Source organism: Mesorhizobium amorphae CCNWGS0123 (assembly GCF_001686985.1).
GTDB lineage: Bacteria > Pseudomonadota > Alphaproteobacteria > Rhizobiales > Rhizobiaceae > Mesorhizobium > Mesorhizobium amorphae.
Genome location: NZ_CP015318.1, coordinates 5,239,160 through 5,255,005 on the forward strand (window position 1 = coordinate 5,239,160; position 15,846 = coordinate 5,255,005).

At 61.0% G+C, this 15,846-nt stretch carries 15 protein-coding genes and 2 pseudogenes; 9 read left to right on the top strand and 8 right to left on the bottom strand.

The annotated features are described in order from the left end of the window. The first annotated feature begins 116 nt into the window (after positions 1 to 116). Positions 117 to 1,676, top strand: coding sequence for a winged helix-turn-helix domain-containing protein (locus A6B35_RS24560; protein ID WP_006206570.1), 1,560 nt, complete (start codon positions 117 to 119; stop codon positions 1,674 to 1,676). A 204-nt stretch (positions 1,677 to 1,880) separates the two neighbouring features. Here the strand turns inward: A6B35_RS24560 and betI are convergent, their stop codons facing one another. After that, positions 1,881 to 2,510, bottom strand: a complete 630-nt coding sequence (betI, locus tag A6B35_RS24565; protein WP_006206571.1) for a choline-binding transcriptional repressor BetI — start codon at positions 2,508 to 2,510, stop codon at positions 1,881 to 1,883. Between the two features lie 83 nt (positions 2,511 to 2,593). Here betI and A6B35_RS24570 point away from each other — a divergent pair, with 83 nt between their 5' ends. Beyond that, on the top strand, positions 2,594 to 3,667 hold the full coding sequence (locus A6B35_RS24570; protein ID WP_083209842.1) for a helix-turn-helix transcriptional regulator: 1,074 nt from the start codon (positions 2,594 to 2,596) through the stop codon (positions 3,665 to 3,667). A 9-nt stretch (positions 3,668 to 3,676) separates the two neighbouring features. Here the strand turns inward: A6B35_RS24570 and A6B35_RS24575 are convergent, their stop codons facing one another. After that, a complete protein-coding gene (locus tag A6B35_RS24575; RefSeq protein WP_006206573.1) occupies positions 3,677 to 5,071 on the bottom strand; it encodes a flavin-containing monooxygenase in 1,395 nt (464 codons plus the stop codon). 204 nt (positions 5,072 to 5,275) lie between these two features. Between A6B35_RS24575 and A6B35_RS24580 the strand changes: the two genes are divergently transcribed. The 3 genes from A6B35_RS24580 to A6B35_RS37550 all read left to right on the top strand — a co-directional run bounded on the left by A6B35_RS24580 (position 5,276) and on the right by A6B35_RS37550 (position 7,882). After that, positions 5,276 to 6,052: an SDR family NAD(P)-dependent oxidoreductase gene (locus A6B35_RS24580; RefSeq protein WP_006206574.1), complete on the top strand. Its 777-nt coding sequence runs from the start codon at positions 5,276 to 5,278 to the stop codon at positions 6,050 to 6,052. 169 nt (positions 6,053 to 6,221) lie between these two features. Continuing rightward, positions 6,222 to 6,992, top strand: a complete 771-nt coding sequence (locus A6B35_RS24585; protein WP_040584251.1) for an SDR family oxidoreductase — start codon at positions 6,222 to 6,224, stop codon at positions 6,990 to 6,992. 5 nt (positions 6,993 to 6,997) lie between these two features. After that, the gene (locus A6B35_RS37550; RefSeq protein WP_006206577.1) at positions 6,998 to 7,882 is read left to right on the top strand and encodes an SMP-30/gluconolactonase/LRE family protein; all 885 of its coding nucleotides are present in this window, start codon (positions 6,998 to 7,000) and stop codon (positions 7,880 to 7,882) included. A gap of 264 nt (positions 7,883 to 8,146) precedes the next feature. Here the strand turns inward: A6B35_RS37550 and A6B35_RS37555 are convergent. The 6 genes and pseudogenes from A6B35_RS37555 to A6B35_RS24615 form a co-directional block, all read right to left on the bottom strand. Beyond that, positions 8,147 to 8,359, bottom strand: a pseudogene (locus A6B35_RS37555) (GntR family transcriptional regulator); the annotation flags it as partial. 45 nt (positions 8,360 to 8,404) lie between these two features. Further along, entirely contained in the window at positions 8,405 to 8,653 is a 249-nt protein-coding gene (locus A6B35_RS24595) for a proline racemase family protein (RefSeq protein ID WP_244426136.1), read from the bottom strand. 103 nt (positions 8,654 to 8,756) lie between these two features. Continuing rightward, positions 8,757 to 9,143, bottom strand: a complete 387-nt coding sequence (gene gloA2, locus A6B35_RS24600; protein ID WP_006206579.1) for an SMU1112c/YaeR family gloxylase I-like metalloprotein — start codon at positions 9,141 to 9,143, stop codon at positions 8,757 to 8,759. Between the two features lie 129 nt (positions 9,144 to 9,272). Next, positions 9,273 to 10,241 (bottom strand): lipid kinase, encoded by a 969-nt coding sequence (locus A6B35_RS24605; RefSeq protein ID WP_040584253.1) that lies wholly within the window; start codon positions 10,239 to 10,241, stop codon positions 9,273 to 9,275. Between the two features lie 322 nt (positions 10,242 to 10,563). After that, positions 10,564 to 10,758, bottom strand: a complete 195-nt coding sequence (locus tag A6B35_RS24610) for a tautomerase family protein (RefSeq protein ID WP_006206581.1) — start codon at positions 10,756 to 10,758, stop codon at positions 10,564 to 10,566. A 65-nt stretch (positions 10,759 to 10,823) separates the two neighbouring features. Then, a complete protein-coding gene (locus tag A6B35_RS24615; RefSeq protein ID WP_006206582.1) occupies positions 10,824 to 11,864 on the bottom strand; it encodes a proline racemase family protein in 1,041 nt (346 codons plus the stop codon). A 123-nt stretch (positions 11,865 to 11,987) separates the two neighbouring features. Here A6B35_RS24615 and A6B35_RS24620 point away from each other — a divergent pair. The 4 genes and pseudogenes from A6B35_RS24620 to adh form a co-directional block, all read left to right on the top strand. Then, positions 11,988 to 12,514 (top strand): annotated as a pseudogene (locus A6B35_RS24620) (dihydrodipicolinate synthase family protein); the annotation flags it as partial. A gap of 256 nt (positions 12,515 to 12,770) precedes the next feature. Further along, a complete protein-coding gene (locus A6B35_RS36740) occupies positions 12,771 to 12,938 on the top strand; it encodes a potassium channel family protein (RefSeq protein WP_244426147.1) in 168 nt (55 codons plus the stop codon). Positions 12,939 to 13,208: 270 nt separating this feature from the next. Further along, positions 13,209 to 14,177, top strand: coding sequence for a GAF domain-containing protein (locus A6B35_RS24630; RefSeq protein WP_006206753.1), 969 nt, complete (start codon positions 13,209 to 13,211; stop codon positions 14,175 to 14,177). A 147-nt stretch (positions 14,178 to 14,324) separates the two neighbouring features. Further along, positions 14,325 to 15,842 (top strand): aldehyde dehydrogenase, encoded by a 1,518-nt coding sequence (adh, locus tag A6B35_RS24635; protein WP_006206752.1) that lies wholly within the window; start codon positions 14,325 to 14,327, stop codon positions 15,840 to 15,842. The last annotated feature ends 4 nt before the right edge of the window (positions 15,843 to 15,846 follow it).

Genomic DNA, 15,846 nt, shown 5'->3' on the forward strand with positions numbered 1-15,846 from the left:
GCGCTTTGAGGCGGCCTTCAGGCCCGCTTGATTTTACCTTTAGATCGCTTTGATTTTGAGTCCGCGACGCGGCTAGAGTGTTCGGAGTCGCCATTCCCACGGTCTGGAGCCAGCATTTGCCGTATCATTTCGAGGATTTTGCTCTGGACGGCGATCGGCGCGAACTGCGCCGCGGCAACGACCTGATCCCGGTCGAGCCGCAGGTGTTCGACCTCTTGCAATATCTGCTCCGCAATCGCGAACGGGTGGTCAGCAAGGACGATCTGGTCGACGCGGTCTGGCAGGGCCGCATCGTTTCCGATGCCACCCTTGCCAGCCGCGTCAACGCTGCCCGCAATGCGCTCCACGACAGCGGCGAGGAGCAGCGCCTCGTCCGTACCATCTTGCGCCGGGGCTTTCGCTTCGTCGGCACCGTTCGCGAGGAGGCCCAGTCGACGGAAACGGGGGCGACGGCACCGGCGGAGAAACCGATGGCTGGCCTGGGCATTCCCGCCCGTCCCTCCATCGCCGTGCTGCCCTTCTTGAACTTGAGCGGCGATCCGGAACAGGATTATTTCGCTGACGGCATGGTCGAGGACATCATCACCGGCCTGTCGCGCATAAGGTGGCTGTTCGTCATCGCGCGCAATTCCTCCTTCACCTACAAGGGCCGCGCCGTGGACGTGAAGCAGGTCGGGCGCGAGCTCGGCGTGCGCTATGTGCTGGAAGGCAGCGTGCGCAAGGTGGGAAACCGCGTACGCATCACCGGCCAGTTGATCGACGCCGAAGACGGCAGCCATCTGTGGGCCGAACGCTACGACCGCGACCTGACCGACGTGTTCGCGCTGCAGGACGAGATCACCGTCAGCGTGGTCGCGGCCATCGAGCCCAATCTGCGCCGGGCCGAGATCGAACGCGTCAAGCGCCAGCGCCCCGACAGCCTCGACGCCTATGACCTGTTGCTGCGCGCGCTGCCCGATGTCTACACCTTCATGCCCCAGGGCGCCGCCAAGGGCCTGCCGCTGCTCGACCAGGCCCTGGCCATCGAGCCTAACTATGCGCTTGCCCACGGCTTCGCCGCCTGGGCGCACCAGACGCTGTTTATTCGCGGCGGCCTGCAGGCGGAGCACCGCGATAAGGCGGCCCGCCATGCCCATGCCGCGATCGAGCACGGCTCAGGGGACGCGATGGCGCTGGCCTTGGCCGGTTTCACCATCGGTCTGGTCGAGCATGACCGCAGGCTCGCTGACGAGGCCTTCTTACAGGCGCTCGGGCTCAGCGCCTCCTGCGCCTTCGTCTATGCGTTTGGCTGCGTACCGGTGGCCTATAGCGGCGATGCGGCCCGCGCCATCGATTGGGGCGAGCAGGCGCTACGGCTCAACCCGCTGGACACCATGAGCTGCGTGCCGCAAGGCATCATCGGCTTCGGCAATTTTCTCCACGGCCGCCACGAGCAGGCGATTGCTGCCGGCCGGCGGGCGGTGGAGATGAACCCCGGCTTCAGCATCCTGCACGGCTGGCTGGCCGCGCCGCTGGCGAGGCTCGGGCGGATCGAGGAGGCAAAAGCCGCGGCCACTCGGCTTTTGTCACTCGACCCGCAATTCACCATCGGCCGCTGGTCCACTGCCGTCGGACTTGCGCCTGATATCATCGACGACGTCACTGACGCCATGCGATTGGCGGGATTGCCGGCATAGATGGTAAAGGCGCATGCCCGAACAGCGAACGTCGGTTGCTGGCAAAAGTGCCGCGATCCGCGCCATACCTGACCCCGGCTTCCGATGACGCCTCGCGGCGGTCCATGCTACGCGGCCTGAGGTTGTCAAATTTCAACGACCAGCAAATGTCGGTGCCAACGGTCACCATCCGGCTCTGCAAGCGATCTGCCATGCAGCACAACCTCAGCCCAGCTGACGGCCGGGATCGGTGCGCGACAGATGTTCATCCCAGCGTATGTGAGGAATGCGGTGAGCCAGGTAGTCGCTCAGTTGCTCTAGCGCTTCGAGGGCAGAAATTTTTGCCGGTCGCAATCCGAGTCTCAGCCATAGGCCATCGATGATTGTGGTTATGCCGAGCGCCACGGCCTCGCATTGATCGGCTGGGACCAGTCCGGACAATGCACTCATCAAGTTCGAGTGCATGCGGGCGTGGACGACGCGCTGGATACGCGCCAGCTGCGGCTCGCGCGGAACTTCGGCACAGAGCGCCAGCCAGGCATGGCAAATTCCCGGCGTGAAGAACGCGGTACTGAAATTGCCGGCAATGATCGCCCACAGGCGTTCGTCGGAGCTACGAGCCAAACGCATCCGCCGGATGACCTCGTCACGCAGCAGGGAGTTCGAATGGCGCATCGTGTGCTCGAAAAGCTCCTGCTTTGTTTTGAAATAGTGATGGACAATGCCTTTTGAGGCACCTGCCCTCTGCGCCACCTTCTCAATTGTAGCTCCAGCCACACCCTCGCTTTGGAGCACCTCAAAGGCTGCATGGCGCAACTCACGGCGTCGAATGTCACTGATTTTTGTCAGACCCATGAGTGCACATTGACATATTTGGCCAAAAGGATCAAGAATTGGCCGGCTGACCAATTTTTAGGCCACTCGGCCAATGAGGCGAGATGAATGTTCATTCTCCGGTGAGCAGGTCTACTCCAGATCACACCCAGATTCGGTTTGAGATGCCGAATAGCATGGCGAGGCTGGGGTTCTGCACCGCGATCGGACGCGCAAGCGCGGCAATCGGCGATGAAGCTTTCTATGACCGATTGCTCGAGGTGACGGCCTCTTTGGTCGAGGCCGATCAGCTTTCTCTGGTTCGGTATTCGAGTTCTGGAGCGCCGGACCTTATCATCCCGCGCGAGATCCGCAGTGAGGTTGCTGCGCCTTACGCGTCAGGTCTCTACACGCTCGACCCGTTTCATGACTATTGGCGCAGCGTTGGATTACCGACCGTCAGTTCGCTGCGCCGACTGGCACCGGCCGAGATGTGGAAGAGCCGTTATGCCCTGGAGTTCCTGCGGGCGGCCAGCATCAGCGACGAGATTGCAGTGTTTTTGCCGCCGATCGGGGGAGCCAGTCCGACGCTCATTGTCGACCGGGCCGTTGGCGAATTCAGCGCGGCGGAACTTGCGACGATCGAGAATGCCTTCCCCTTGCTGGCCGGGCTGCACGATGCCCATCTGAAGGCCATCATCAGTCATGGCCTGGCGGCTGATGCCACCGAGAAGCCCTTGCGACTTCTCGATCGGCGAGGCGACGAACTTGCCGCAAACAGCGCTTGGCGCAGATTGGTGGCCGAGCCAAACGGTGGGCTGGTGGAGGCATTGGTTGAGCTCTCCACCACCGGCAAGAGGCAGGCATCGCTTCCTGATGGCCGGCTCGTGGTCAGATCAGCACTGGGCGCCGATTTCGGTGCGGCGCCGGGTGGCCAATGCGACCAGGTCGAGGTTTCTGCCATGCATGCACCCCGTGCAGATCGCAATGCCTGGCTCTCGGTTCTTACCCACCGCGAACGGCAAATCGTCGAGTTGACTCTCGAAGGCCATCCGATCGCCAGCATCGCAGACCGCCTCGGTGTCAAACGCGGAACGATCAAGAACCACCGACTTCGCCTCTACCAGAAGCTCGACATCACCACTGAACGCGAGCTCTTTCTCACTTATGTCCAGCACTTGCGGGCGACTGGCGCTTGATAGCGCCCTTCACTCGGCTGCAGGGCGAAACTCCACATCAGCGAGCCTTGGAACCGGCAGCCGGGTGCGGCCGAAGCCAAGGGAACGGGCGCGCTTTCGGCCTCGCCTGAGTTCGCCGTCCAGCTCCGAGAAATAGATGTCCTGGTCGAGTTGCATCGTGTGTCGGGCCGACGCGTAATAGCGGCTCATGTGCTTCTTTTCATCGACGACAATGGTGCGCTTCTGCTCTTCCACGTCTGGCAGCGCATAGTCGCCCGCCAGATATGCCGCGATCCACTTTGCCTGTCGATCGGCAAGCGCGAACAGCGTGATACTGGGTTGGGCCAAGGCGATGAAGAAGAGGTTCGGGATCCCTGGCTTGAGGACGCGCTTGAACAAAGGGAGGCGATTGCCCGGCGCCGCGATGAAGGATGGGTCAAAGAATGGAAAGGTAACCTTGTAGCCGGTGGCCCAGACGATAATATCGATCTGTTCGCGGCGACCATCCTCGAAGACGACGCGGTCACCGTCCATCTCCCTGATCCCGGGACGAATTTCGATATCGCCCGAAGCGACCATCGTCGGGAATGTGTCCGAGACCGAGACATGCGCTTCGAAAACCCGGTGATCCGGCTTCGGCAGCCCGAAATCTTCCATGTGACCGACCGCGAAATGGAATATCCGTCGGCCGACCCAGCGTTGCAGCGACAGCGGCAGCCAAGGATAGAGCTTGCCTTTGTCGGCAGGCTTGCCGAGGAGGAAGCGCGGGAAGATATGCGCGCCGCGACGCGTGCTTACGAAGAGCTTCTTCGCAATATGGCGCGGGCAGAGTTCAGTGGCGATATCCATCGCGGAATTGCCCATGCCGACAACAAGGACGTTTTTGCCCCTGAAATCAACCGGCGTAAAAGGGTCGCGGTAGCCGTGCGAGTGAAGTTGCATCCCGTCGAACTTGCCTGGATAGGCGGGGTCGGGCAGACGCGAATCCCAATGGTGCCCGTTGCAGACGAACAAGGCGTCGTATGAGCGCGTCTGCCCATCGCCCAAGCGAATCTGCCAGGTGCCGTCGGCATCGCGATCGGCCTTCTTGACCTCGGTGTTGAGTTCGACCTTACCGGTCAGGCCGAAGTGGTCCATGTAGGACAGCAGGTAGGCCAGCACCTGCGTGTGGTGCAGATAGTGCGGGGTATCGGCAGGCATTGGGAAATCTGCCAGCTGCAACTGCAGCTTCGAGGTGTCGATGTGCAGCGACCGATAGGCTGCCGACTTGCCATTTGGATTCTCGAATGCCCACTGACCGCCAACCCGATCGCTCATTTCGAACCAGTCGAAGGGAATGCCGCGCTCGGTGAGTGACTTGGCGGTGACAATCCCGCTGCAGCCTGCTCCGATGATGCAGCATTTGGGAAGGGTATCCGACTTCATGGCAATGGCTCCCGCAAGACAAACGTGATCGTGGCAGGAACCTAATTCAGCCTCTGAGACGCCAACAATGGTGCCGACGGTCACCATCCGAAACGCTGGTCTGCGCAGTGATGCGATGAATAGTGACCGTCGGCACCATTGGCGGCACAGCGACCAGTGACATAGCCTTGGTCATAGCGAAAATCGCTTTGCCGGAGCCACGATATGCCACTCGACCACCCATCCCAGGAGAGGTCCTCCTCCCCCTTTCAAGTTCCACAGCTGCTTGTTGGACGACGCGCCGTTGTCACAGGCGCTGCCCGCGGAATTGGTAAGGCGATCGCCGACGCATTCGACCAGGCCGGCGCAACGGTTTTCCGCCTCGATATCAATTCGTCTGAAACCGTTCGGGGCTGCGACATAGCGGATGAAGAATCCGTCAAACGCGCCTTGGCCGAGATAGCAGCCGACGGCCCGATCGACGACGTCGTCCACGCCGCGGCCATCGGCGCCGTCGCCCCCCTGGCCGACATGCCAGTGGCAGACTTTCGGCGTGTGCTGGAAGTGAACGTGATAGGCGCTTTTCTTGTCGCGCGGGAGGGATCACGGCATCTGCGTCACGGCGGCAACCTTGTCCTCATCGCGTCACAGTATGGCCTGAAAGGGTGGCCGCTTTGGGGAGCCTATTGTGCCTCAAAGGCCGGTGTGCTCAGGCTGGCAGATGCGCTGGTGGGGGAACTCGCACCGCGGGGCATACGCGTGAATACCATTTCGCCCGGAAGCGTCGATACGGAGATGGTAGCGACGACGACGGCCAATGTTGCGCGGGAGTCTGGAACTGACCCTGCAGCCATACGTGCCGGTTATGAAGCGGCTATCCCGATGGGACGCTTCGCACAACCGCAGGAGATCGCCTACGTCGCCGTGGCACTGTGCTCGGGCCTATGCTCGTACGTGAATGGATCCAACATCGTCGTGGACGGAGGCGAGCTTTCTCGCTGACGACCCTGCAGTCAGCAGCCACAGTCGGCGCTCCAAAATTCGCAAACAAGTTGGCTGCTTCTCGAACAGCCTTTTGAGGCTGACGCCGACGATCAGAATACGACCGACGAGTATCGATGATGCCTTCCGAGATAGCGCCGGTCGCCCCGGTACAAATAGAGAGAAAAAAATGAACCAGCGAGTGATGATCACGGCGGGGGGGTCGGGCATTGGCTTGGCGATCGCAAAGACTTTCGCCGATAGCGGGGCCAAGGTCCATATTTGTGACGTCGACGAGCGAGCGTTGCAAAATGCTGCACAGACATACCCGCAGATCGTGGCCAGAAAAGTGGACCTGGCCAACGAGAAAGCGGTCGACGATTGGTTCGATGATACCCTTGGCGATCTCGGGGGCCTCGATGTTCTGATCAACAACGCCGGCACCAAGGGTCCAACCGGCTATGTCGAGGAGGTCAAGCTTCAAGACTGGCGAGAATGTCTGGGCATCTGTCTTGATGCGCAGTTCCTCTGTGCCAGGCGTGCCACTCCGGTCATGAAGCGCCAGGCCTCCGGCAGCATCGTCAACATCTCTTCGACCGCGGGCCTGTATGGCTATGGGCTGCGAACGGCTTATGCCGCAGCGAAATGGGCCGTCATCGGCTTCACAAAATCGCTCGCCGTCGAGCTCGGCCCCTTCAACGTACGCGCCAATGCGATTTGCCCAGGCTCGGTCAACGGCGCGCGCATGCAGCAGGTTATCAAAGCTGAGGCCGACAGCCGCGGCGTCGCGATCGAACTCGTCCAAGAGGAATATGTCCAATCCCAGTCGATCAAGCGCTTCGTGGAACCTGAGGAGATCGCCGAAATGTGCCTCTTCCTGGCGTCACCGGCCGCAAAGATGGTGACGGGTCAGGCACTAGCGGTCGACGGCCACACTGAGACATTTCACATCGGGAGCTGAGCACCATGCCGCTGGACAACACAGAGTGGAAGATCTGTGCTCCAACGCGCGATCGGCTGGGTGAGAGCATCCTGTGGCATCCGGCAGAACAAGCGCTCTATTGGATCGACTTCTACGGCCCCATCGTCCATCGGCAAAGGCAAGGCGATGGCGTTGTCGACAGCTGGAAGATGGATTTCGCTAAGACGATTGGGTCGCTCGTCCTTACCGACGAAGGCCTGCTTCTCGCCGTAGATCACGGGCTCCACCTCCTCGACACAGATACCGGGAAAACGCGCTTTTTCGCGGACCCCAAGCAAGCAAAAAGGAACCTCGTCTACAATGACGGGAAGGTCGACCGAGCCGGACGCTATTGGGTGGGAACCTACGATGTGTCGGAGCGGGATCCAAACGCGCTCTTCTATCGCATGGTCCCAGGCGCCGACTGGGAGGTCGGCGACAAAGGCTTCGTCATTTGCAATGGCCCGACTTTCTCGCCAGACAATCGCAAGCTTTATTTCAGCGACACCGTCGGTCATCGGATCCTTTCCTACGACCTTGACGATGACGGTTCGATATCGGGTCGCCGGGTGTTCTTCACCTTTGCCAACAATGATGGAATGCCGGACGGCCTTGCGGTTGATAGCGCGGGCAATGTGTGGTGCGCCCTCTATGGCGGCAGCAAGGTTGTTTGCATCGACCCCAAGGGGACGCTCCGGCGGTCGCTCCATTTGCCAGCCACTTTCGTGACAAGCCTGTGTTTTGCCGGACCGGAACTCAAGACACTTTGTGTCACGACCGGCTGGGAGAGCAGTACGACCGAGGCGACAAATGCAAACGATGTCGGTGGCGCGGTCTTCATGCGGCCGGTTGATATCGCTGGTTTGCCCGAACCTATTCTGGAGCTTTAGCCTTGCGACGGTCTGCGGCATGGAGGAGGCATTGGGAACGGCAGGCAGCGCGCCCATTGGACGATCAACGCGCGAAGATGCTTCGTGCCTTACTATCGACCTGAGGGCCGACTGGCCTTCACTCCAACGCTGTTGCGGCTCGCCCCCGTCTGATTCACTGTCGGCAATCAGCGAAAGGTAGCGCTCAAGAGCCTTCGAGAACTTGGCTTGCCAAATCTCATGCGCAGTACGGAGATCTCCGTCCCGCAAGCTTTCGAACAGCTTGACGACATACTTCTCGGCATCGCCCTTTCGGTCAGTATAAACGACCCCGAGTTGATGGTTGAAGCGCCTGACGTCCGCAGTCAGCTCGGAAAAGTAGCGGATGGTCCGCTGCAATCCCGTCGCATCGATGACCGCCTGCTGGAACTCCAGATCGTTGCGAACGGTCTCCGCCTGGCTATCAAGGTTAGCGAACTTGACGGCATTCTCAGCCAATTTTTCAAGCCGCTTGATGTCAGCCGACGCCAGGCGACCGGCTCTCTACTGCTTGACCGAGGTGGAGGTGCCCCAGGTGTCGGACAGCACGTAACCCTGGGGATACGGATCTGTCGGATCGAGATAGTAACTGTGCTCACCTGTGATCCAGGCCCGGCCGGTGATCTCCGGAACGAGCGCCCTGCGGGTGCCGATTTCCGTCAGCTCAACAATCCTGCCTGTGAAGCGCGAGCCGATGATCGATTCGTGGATCAACACATCGCCCACTCCCATCAGGCCGCTGGCCTGCAGCACGGCCAGCTCGATCTGAGGGAGCCTTGAACCTGCCTGGCCGATTGACGCCGGAACTCCCATCGAGCTGCTGTGGCCTGTTCTTTCTCGTCGCAATCCCCGACTATCAGGCGCCATCCTCGTAAAACTCGATGGGGAGTCCGTCAGGGTCCGCGATGAAGGTAAACGGCCGTCCTGTGTGGGGATCTATCCGGATAGGCTCAACTTCGACGCCTCGCGCCCGAAGTAACCGGGCGGTCGCCTCTACCGAGTCGACCGAGAATGCCAGGTGTCGCAATCCGCATGCCTCAGGCCTGGTGGGCCGGCTCGGTGGTGCTGGAAAGCTGAACAACTCGATCTGCACAGGTCCATGGCGCAAGTCGCACTTCCAAGATTGCCTTTCGGCGCGCCAAATTTCGTCGGCAACAACGAAATCGAGCTTGCTCGTGTAGAACTGCTTCGACATCTCATAGTCACTGCAGATGATTGCGACGTGGTGGATTCCCAGAAACATCGAATTGGCCTCAGGTGAGCGAGCAACGGCCGGGTTCACAGCATTACTTCGCGATCGGTCGGTGCCGGCACCGCTTCGATGCCGGGACGGCCCAGACTTCGGCGCCGGCGACAAAGCTATGATGCAGCGTCAGCGCCGCGGATGATCGCCCGACAATTCGAGGTCTGCGCCGATTGCTCGACGAAACATTTCCGTGCGGCCTGGAATGCCCACGGTCGGAGGCGCGAAGACCGAGATCGCCTTTGGGTGAACCTTGAAATGGGCCGGTGTCGAGGTGACGATCTCACCATCGGTGTTGACCGGCATCGGCTTTTCCGTCTCGATGTCGAACTCGACGCACCTGGCCGTGCGCACCTCACGCCAGGCGCCATGCGTTCCAGAACGGAACGAGCGGAGCATCAGCGCCAGCTTCCAGAGATTCGTCATTTCCAGGCTATAGAGATCGAGATGTCCGTCATCGATCTCGGCCGTCTCTTCCACGACGTTGCCGCCGCCGTAGTGCCGACCGTTTCCAACCGCGATCTGGTAGGTTTCGGCTTCGATCGCCGCGCCTTTCTCGGTAATCTTCGCGTAAAACCTGGCGGCCCGCGTTAACACTTTCATCGCCGCCAGCGCATAGCCAAGCCTGCCGAAACGCTTCTTCAGAGCGGGGTCCAGACTTTGCGCCAGTTCGGTGCTGAGTCCGATACTGGCGACGTTGAAAAAGGCATGACCGTTGACCGTGCCGACATCGATCAGCCGGGTTTGGCCGCGCGCGATCAGATCGGCGGCCTGCAGGAGATCCATGGGAATATTGAGTGTGCGAGCGAGGTCATTCGCCGTTCCCATAGGAATAATGCCCATCGGCAGGCCGCCTTCCATTACCGCCATCGCCGCCGACGACACCGAACCATCGCCACCGCACACGACCACAAGATCGGCCATATGGCGTAAGCGAACGATGTCGCGAGCGATCTCAGGCAACGCCTCGAACGTCTCGACGGTGACGGAAAGCCGGCCTCCCTCCAGCCGCTCCACAATTGGCGCGATCAGCTCCTGGCCGCGCCGCGCCTTGGGATTGAGGAGCAGCAATGCGCGCCTTCTAGCTAGTTTGCTCATTCAGAGATCGGTCCGATAGGTCATGGCTCAACGCAAATAGGGTGGCTGCTTCCAGATTTCGACCGCAACCGACGCTTTTGACCGATTGTCCTGAAAAAGTGTCGGCAAAGACCGCATAACCTTGTCGTCGAGTTTGCCCATCGTCCATTCCATTCGGCGGCCGAGGGTACTGCACCACGAAATCGCGAACTGACTCTGGTAAGCTGAATTTGACAGCGATGTGAACGCCGCAAATGACGCTACGGCGCGTTTCTGACTTTTTCACAGGCTAAGATCTTGCGGTACCGCCGCTGTATGCGCGAACTTGGCCACCGCATCCAGTTCATGATTTCGCTGGCCGCTGCATAGGTGCGCCGGCTGTGAACCAGTCTTGAGCCGGCGTGTCGTTGAAAATCACCATCACGTCCCTGGGATCGGAAGCCAGCTTTTCCACGAAGACTCGCGTTATCGCGTTCGCCACCTCGTGCTTCTGCCCTGGTGAGCGGCCGGGATAGAGATCGATCTTTACAAGGGGCATGGCATCCTTCCTTCGATTGGCGTTGCGCTGTATGCGTGAGGCGAGCTCTGGCCCCGTCGGCGCACCTACTGCTTGAGCGAGGTCGAAGTGCCCCAGGTGTCGGACAGCACGTAACCTTGGGGATACGGATCCGTGGGATCGAGATAATAGCTGTGCTCGCCGGTGATCCAGGCTCGTCCGGTGATCTCCGGAACGATCGCCTTGCGGGCGCCGATCTCCGTCAGCTCCACAATCCTGCCTGTGAAACGGGAGCCGATGATCGATTCATGGATCAACACATCGCCCACTCCCATCAGGCCGCGGGCTTGCAGCACGGCCATGCGGGCCGATGTGCCGGTTCCGGTCGGGCTGCGATCGGAGCGTCCGGGCGAGACGATGCAGGTGTTGCGGGTGACGTTGCCCGGACCCTGGAACGGCATGGCGAACTGCACGATCGACACGCCGCGCACATGGTCGAATTCCGGATGGACGACATCGAGCTGTTCGCGCGCGGCCCGTCGGACCTTCTCGCCCACCACGGCCAGTTCGCGAGCCTCGTCAGGGGCGACCGAGAAGCCGAGCGCCTTGGCATCGACAATCGCGTAGAACATGCCGCCATAGGCGATATCGACCGTGAGCGCGCCGAGCCCCTCGACCTCGATGTTGGCATCCAGGCGATCGACAAAGGCAGGCGCGTTGCGGAAGGTGATCGAGACGCATTTGCCGTCGCGGCATTCGGCGCGCACTTCGATGACGCCACCCGGCATGTCGAGCTTGAAGCGCGTCTCGGGCTCCTGCATCGGCACCATGCCAGTCTCGAGCAGCACCGTGGCAACGCAGATCGTGTTGGACCCGGACATCGGCGGATACTCGGTCGGCTCCATGATGATGGCGCCCGCGGCGCAATCCTCGCGCGTCGACGGAACCAGGAGATTGACGTGCCGCGCAACACTGCCGCGTGGCTCGCAGATCAGCATCCGCCTTACATGGTCGTGATCACGTTCCATCGTGATCATCTTTTCCATCATGGTGCGGCCCGCCGGCGGCAGGACGCCACCGACGATGACGTCGCCGACTTCGCCTTCGGCGTGACAGCCGACGACACGAATAGAGGCTTTGGTGCGCATTGTTGCTCCCTCTCGACCAAGGCTATTTGCTTGGCAAGTAGCGCGGATAGCTGCGCGAGTCTTGAATCACAACCGTTTTGAGAACACAGAACTCTTCGGTCGCATAGCGCCCGTTCTCACGGCACACGTGCCGACCTGTTCTTCGCGTTGCGCGCCGAGCATCCGAACCTCGTCGGCTTCAAGGAGTTCGGCGGCCCGGAGGACCTGCGCTATGCGGCGGAAACATCACCAGCCGTGACGACGACGTGGCGCTGATGATCGGCGTCGACACCGCCGTCTTCCACGGTTTCGTCAATTGCGGCGCCTCCGGCGCCATCACCGGCATCGGCAATGTTCTGCCCAAGGAGGTGCTGCACCTTGTCGGGCTGAGCCAGGCGGCCAAGGGGGACGTCGAGGCCCGCCAGCGCGCGCTGGAGCTGGAATCCGCGATCAGCGTCCTCTCCTCCTTCGACGAAGGCCCTGACCTCGTGCTCTATTTCAATCACATGATGGTGCTGAAGGGGAATCCCGAGTACAGGTTGCACTTCAACGAGACGGATGCCCTGACTGACAGCCAGCGCGGTTATGTCGAGGCGCAGCTCAAATTGTTCGACAGCTGGTATGCCCAGTGGTCGAGGCAGCCCGGCGCGATTGCGAGGTATGCGGCCTGAATCCGCGAATGCGACAAGACGGCCTTGCAATACGCCAAGCCATCCCTGGATCCTAACGGCGAGCTATGGAACTTTCGACTTTCGGAAGAGCGGGGTTCGAGTCCAAGAAAAGCCGAAGTGAGTACGCCAATAAAATTCAACAAAATCAACAAGTTAAAGCAACGGTGGGCCCGGAGGGCGTATTAGAATCGTTGATTTTGTTGAGTTTTTCGTGGGCCAAGATCAGAAATCTTCCCGTATCGTTCCGCATGGTCCCGTGACGCCATACCGAATGCTCAACATCTTCGCCGACTTCGAAACCGCCCTGTACTTTTCCACCATCACTTTCTCGACGGTTGGCTATGGCGACATCGTGCCCGCCCATGCGCGGCGTATCCTGACGGCACTCGAGGGCGTGAACGGGTCCCTGCTCATCGGCTGCTAGACCGCCTACCTGATCGCATCAGGCACCCGCACGAGCCGTTCAAGGCCGGCGAACATTTTCGACAGCAGCAGATGCTCCGATTTGCTCCCGATCAATGAACGCGCGGCAATCTGTCGGTAGGCTCCTTCTCGATGGGTAACCTCGAATTTGCTCAAAGACAGGCGAGAGGAAGACATCTGCTTTCTGCTTCTTTCGATGAATTGACAATCTGCTGGTCGAAAGGCAGACCGGTCAAATCAGGAGGGAAGAATTCAGGGTTGGGAGGATAGCATGGGCGAGGATCTATCCGGTCATCATGCCGACCGCATTCAGGCGGCGATCGTTTCGGACGCGGCGGCGAAATCCGCGCTGGTTGCCTCTTGGCGACGGTCTTCCAGTTTGCATCGGCTCGATCCAGCCGACTGCAGCCCACCACGCTACCTGACGGAAGCGGAACTGGGAGAGGCCCGGCAGCGCGTCGAGCCACTCATCCGGGCTGCCCAATCGAGTCTCGACCGTCTCTATCTTGCGGTAGGCGGCGTCGGATGCTGCGTTCTGCTCGCTGATCGTAACGGCGTGCCGGTCGAACGGCGCGGCGCGCCTGTGGATGACGAGACGTTTCATTCCTGGGGTCTGTGGACCGGCTCCGTCTGGAACGAAGAGAGCCAGGGCACCAACGGGATCGGCACCTGCCTTGTCGAACAGCGTGCCCTGACGATCCACCGCGACCAGCATTTTCACACCCGCAACACGGGGCTGAGCTGCACCACCGCTCCCATCTACGATCACCGTGGAGATCTTGTGGCCGCGCTTGACGTGTCTTCCTGTCGGGCTGATCTGACCGAGGCCTTCGCCAATCTTATCTCGGTGGCCGTGATCGACGCGGTGCGTCGGATCGAGGCTGAGAACTTCAGGATGGCGTTTACCAAAGCGCGAATTCTGCTGGCACCGGTAGCCGACAAAGGTTCCGGCGCGCTGATCGCGGTCGACGCGGACGACCTTGTGGTCGGTGCGACCCGGTCGGCTCGCCTGGCGCTTGGAATTACGCAGCAGTGTCTCGACAAACCGATGCCAGCGGCCGATCTGCTCGGCTGGGCTGAGAACGGCCCGGAAGTTCTCGCCGGGGCCGAGCGCGGCGTTCTCCAGCGCGCGCTGGCGCGCGCAGACGGAAATGTCTCGGCTGCGGCTCAGGCGCTCGGCATCAGCCGCGCGACGCTTCACCGCAAGCTCAACCGCCTGGATGTGCACAGGTCTCACTGACCTTTTCGAATCCCCGCGTGACTGTCGCAGTTCTGCGACACATGCCAGCCGGCTCCTGTCCTCGCCACGGTGACAAGACGGGCGGAAATCGCAAGTCTCTCTTCCGAAGCGTCGCATCCCGCGACGTCAGTTTTGGGAGGAAGACACATGAACAAGGTTGAATTCTCACGCTCGGTCAGGGCGCCCTTCGACAAGCGTTACGGCAATTTCATCGGAGGCAAATGGGCCGAGCCGCGCTCCGGCCGCTACTTCGAAAACTTCTCGCCGGTGAACGGCCAGCTGCTGTGCGAGGTGGCGCGCTCGGATGCCCAGGACATCGAAGCGGCCCTGGACGCCGCGCATGCCGCCAAGGACGCCTGGGGCCGCACCAGCGTGGCCGAGCGGTCGCTCATCCTCAACCGCATCGCCGATCGCATGGAGGAAAACCTCGATCTCCTCGCTCGCGCCGAAACCTGGGACAACGGCAAGCCGATCCGCGAAACGACCGCGGCCGATCTGCCTTTGGCCATCGACCATTTCCGCTATTTCGCCGGCGCCTTGCGTGGCCAGGAAGGCAGCCTTTCCCAGATCGACGACGATACCGTCGCCTATCATTTCCATGAGCCGCTCGGCGTGGTCGGCCAGATCATCCCGTGGAACTTCCCACTGCTGATGGCATGCTGGAAACTTGCTCCAGCGCTTGCGGCCGGAAACTGCGTGGTGCTGAAGCCTGCCGAGCAGACCCCGGCTGCCATATTGCTGTGGGCCGATCTTGTCGGCGATCTGCTGCCGCCGGGCGTGCTCAACATCGTCAACGGTTTCGGCCTCGAGGCCGGCAAGCCGCTGGCGTCCTCGCCGCGCATTGCCAAGATCGCCTTTACCGGCGAGACCACGACGGGCCGGCTGATCATGCAGTATGCCAGCCAGAACCTTATCCCCGTCACGCTGGAACTGGGCGGCAAGTCGCCCAACATCTTCTTCAAGGACGTTGTCGCCGAGGACGACGATTTCTTCGACAAGGCGATCGAAGGCTTCGTCATGTTCGCGCTGAACCAGGGCGAGGTCTGTACCTGCCCCAGCCGTGCGCTCATCCATGAATCGATCTACGACACCTTCATGGAACGTGCCCTCAAGCGCGTCGAGGCGATCGTGCAGGGCGATCCGCTCGATCCGGCGACGATGATCGGTGCCCAGGCCTCGTCCGAGCAGTTGGAAAAGATCCTGTCCTACATCGACATCGGCCGCCAGGAAGGCGCGGAAGTGCTGACCGGCGGCGCCCGCAACGTCCTGCCCGGTGATCTGGCGGGCGGCTATTACGTCAAGCCGACGGTGTTCAAGGGCCACAACAAGATGCGCATCTTCCAGGAGGAGATTTTCGGGCCGGTGGTTTCGGTCACGACCTTCAAGGACGACGACGAAGCGCTCAGCATAGCCAACGATACGCTCTACGGCCTCGGCGCCGGCGTCTGGACGCGAGACGCCAACCGCGCCTATCGCTTCGGCCGCGCGATCCAGGCTGGCCGCGTCTGGACCAACTGCTACCACGCCTATCCGGCTCACGCCGCCTTCGGCGGATACAAGCAATCCGGCATCGGCCGCGAGACCCACAAGATGATGCTCGACCACTACCAGCAGACCAAGAACATGCTGGTAAGCTATAGCCCAAAGAAGCTTGGCTTCTTTTGATCGC

Coding starts and splice junctions, on each gene's coding strand:
- A6B35_RS24615 (WP_006206582.1), bottom strand. CDS start 11,864: ATGCGCACCAAAGCCTCTATTCGTGTCGTCGGCTGTCACGCCGAAGGC.
- A6B35_RS24570 (WP_083209842.1), top strand. CDS start 2,594: ATGAATGTTCATTCTCCGGTGAGCAGGTCTACTCCAGATCACACCCAG.
- A6B35_RS24575 (WP_006206573.1), bottom strand. CDS start 5,071: ATGAAGTCGGATACCCTTCCCAAATGCTGCATCATCGGAGCAGGCTGC.
- betI (WP_006206571.1), bottom strand. CDS start 2,510: ATGGGTCTGACAAAAATCAGTGACATTCGACGCCGTGAGTTGCGCCAT.
- A6B35_RS37550 (WP_006206577.1), top strand. CDS start 6,998: ATGCCGCTGGACAACACAGAGTGGAAGATCTGTGCTCCAACGCGCGAT.
- adh (WP_006206752.1), top strand. CDS start 14,325: ATGAACAAGGTTGAATTCTCACGCTCGGTCAGGGCGCCCTTCGACAAG.
- A6B35_RS24630 (WP_006206753.1), top strand. CDS start 13,209: ATGGGCGAGGATCTATCCGGTCATCATGCCGACCGCATTCAGGCGGCG.
- gloA2 (WP_006206579.1), bottom strand. CDS start 9,143: ATGTTTCTGGGAATCCACCACGTCGCAATCATCTGCAGTGACTATGAG.
- A6B35_RS24585 (WP_040584251.1), top strand. CDS start 6,222: ATGAACCAGCGAGTGATGATCACGGCGGGGGGGTCGGGCATTGGCTTG.
- A6B35_RS24605 (WP_040584253.1), bottom strand. CDS start 10,241: ATGAGCAAACTAGCTAGAAGGCGCGCATTGCTGCTCCTCAATCCCAAG.
- A6B35_RS24610 (WP_006206581.1), bottom strand. CDS start 10,758: ATGCCCCTTGTAAAGATCGATCTCTATCCCGGCCGCTCACCAGGGCAG.
- A6B35_RS24580 (WP_006206574.1), top strand. CDS start 5,276: ATGCCACTCGACCACCCATCCCAGGAGAGGTCCTCCTCCCCCTTTCAA.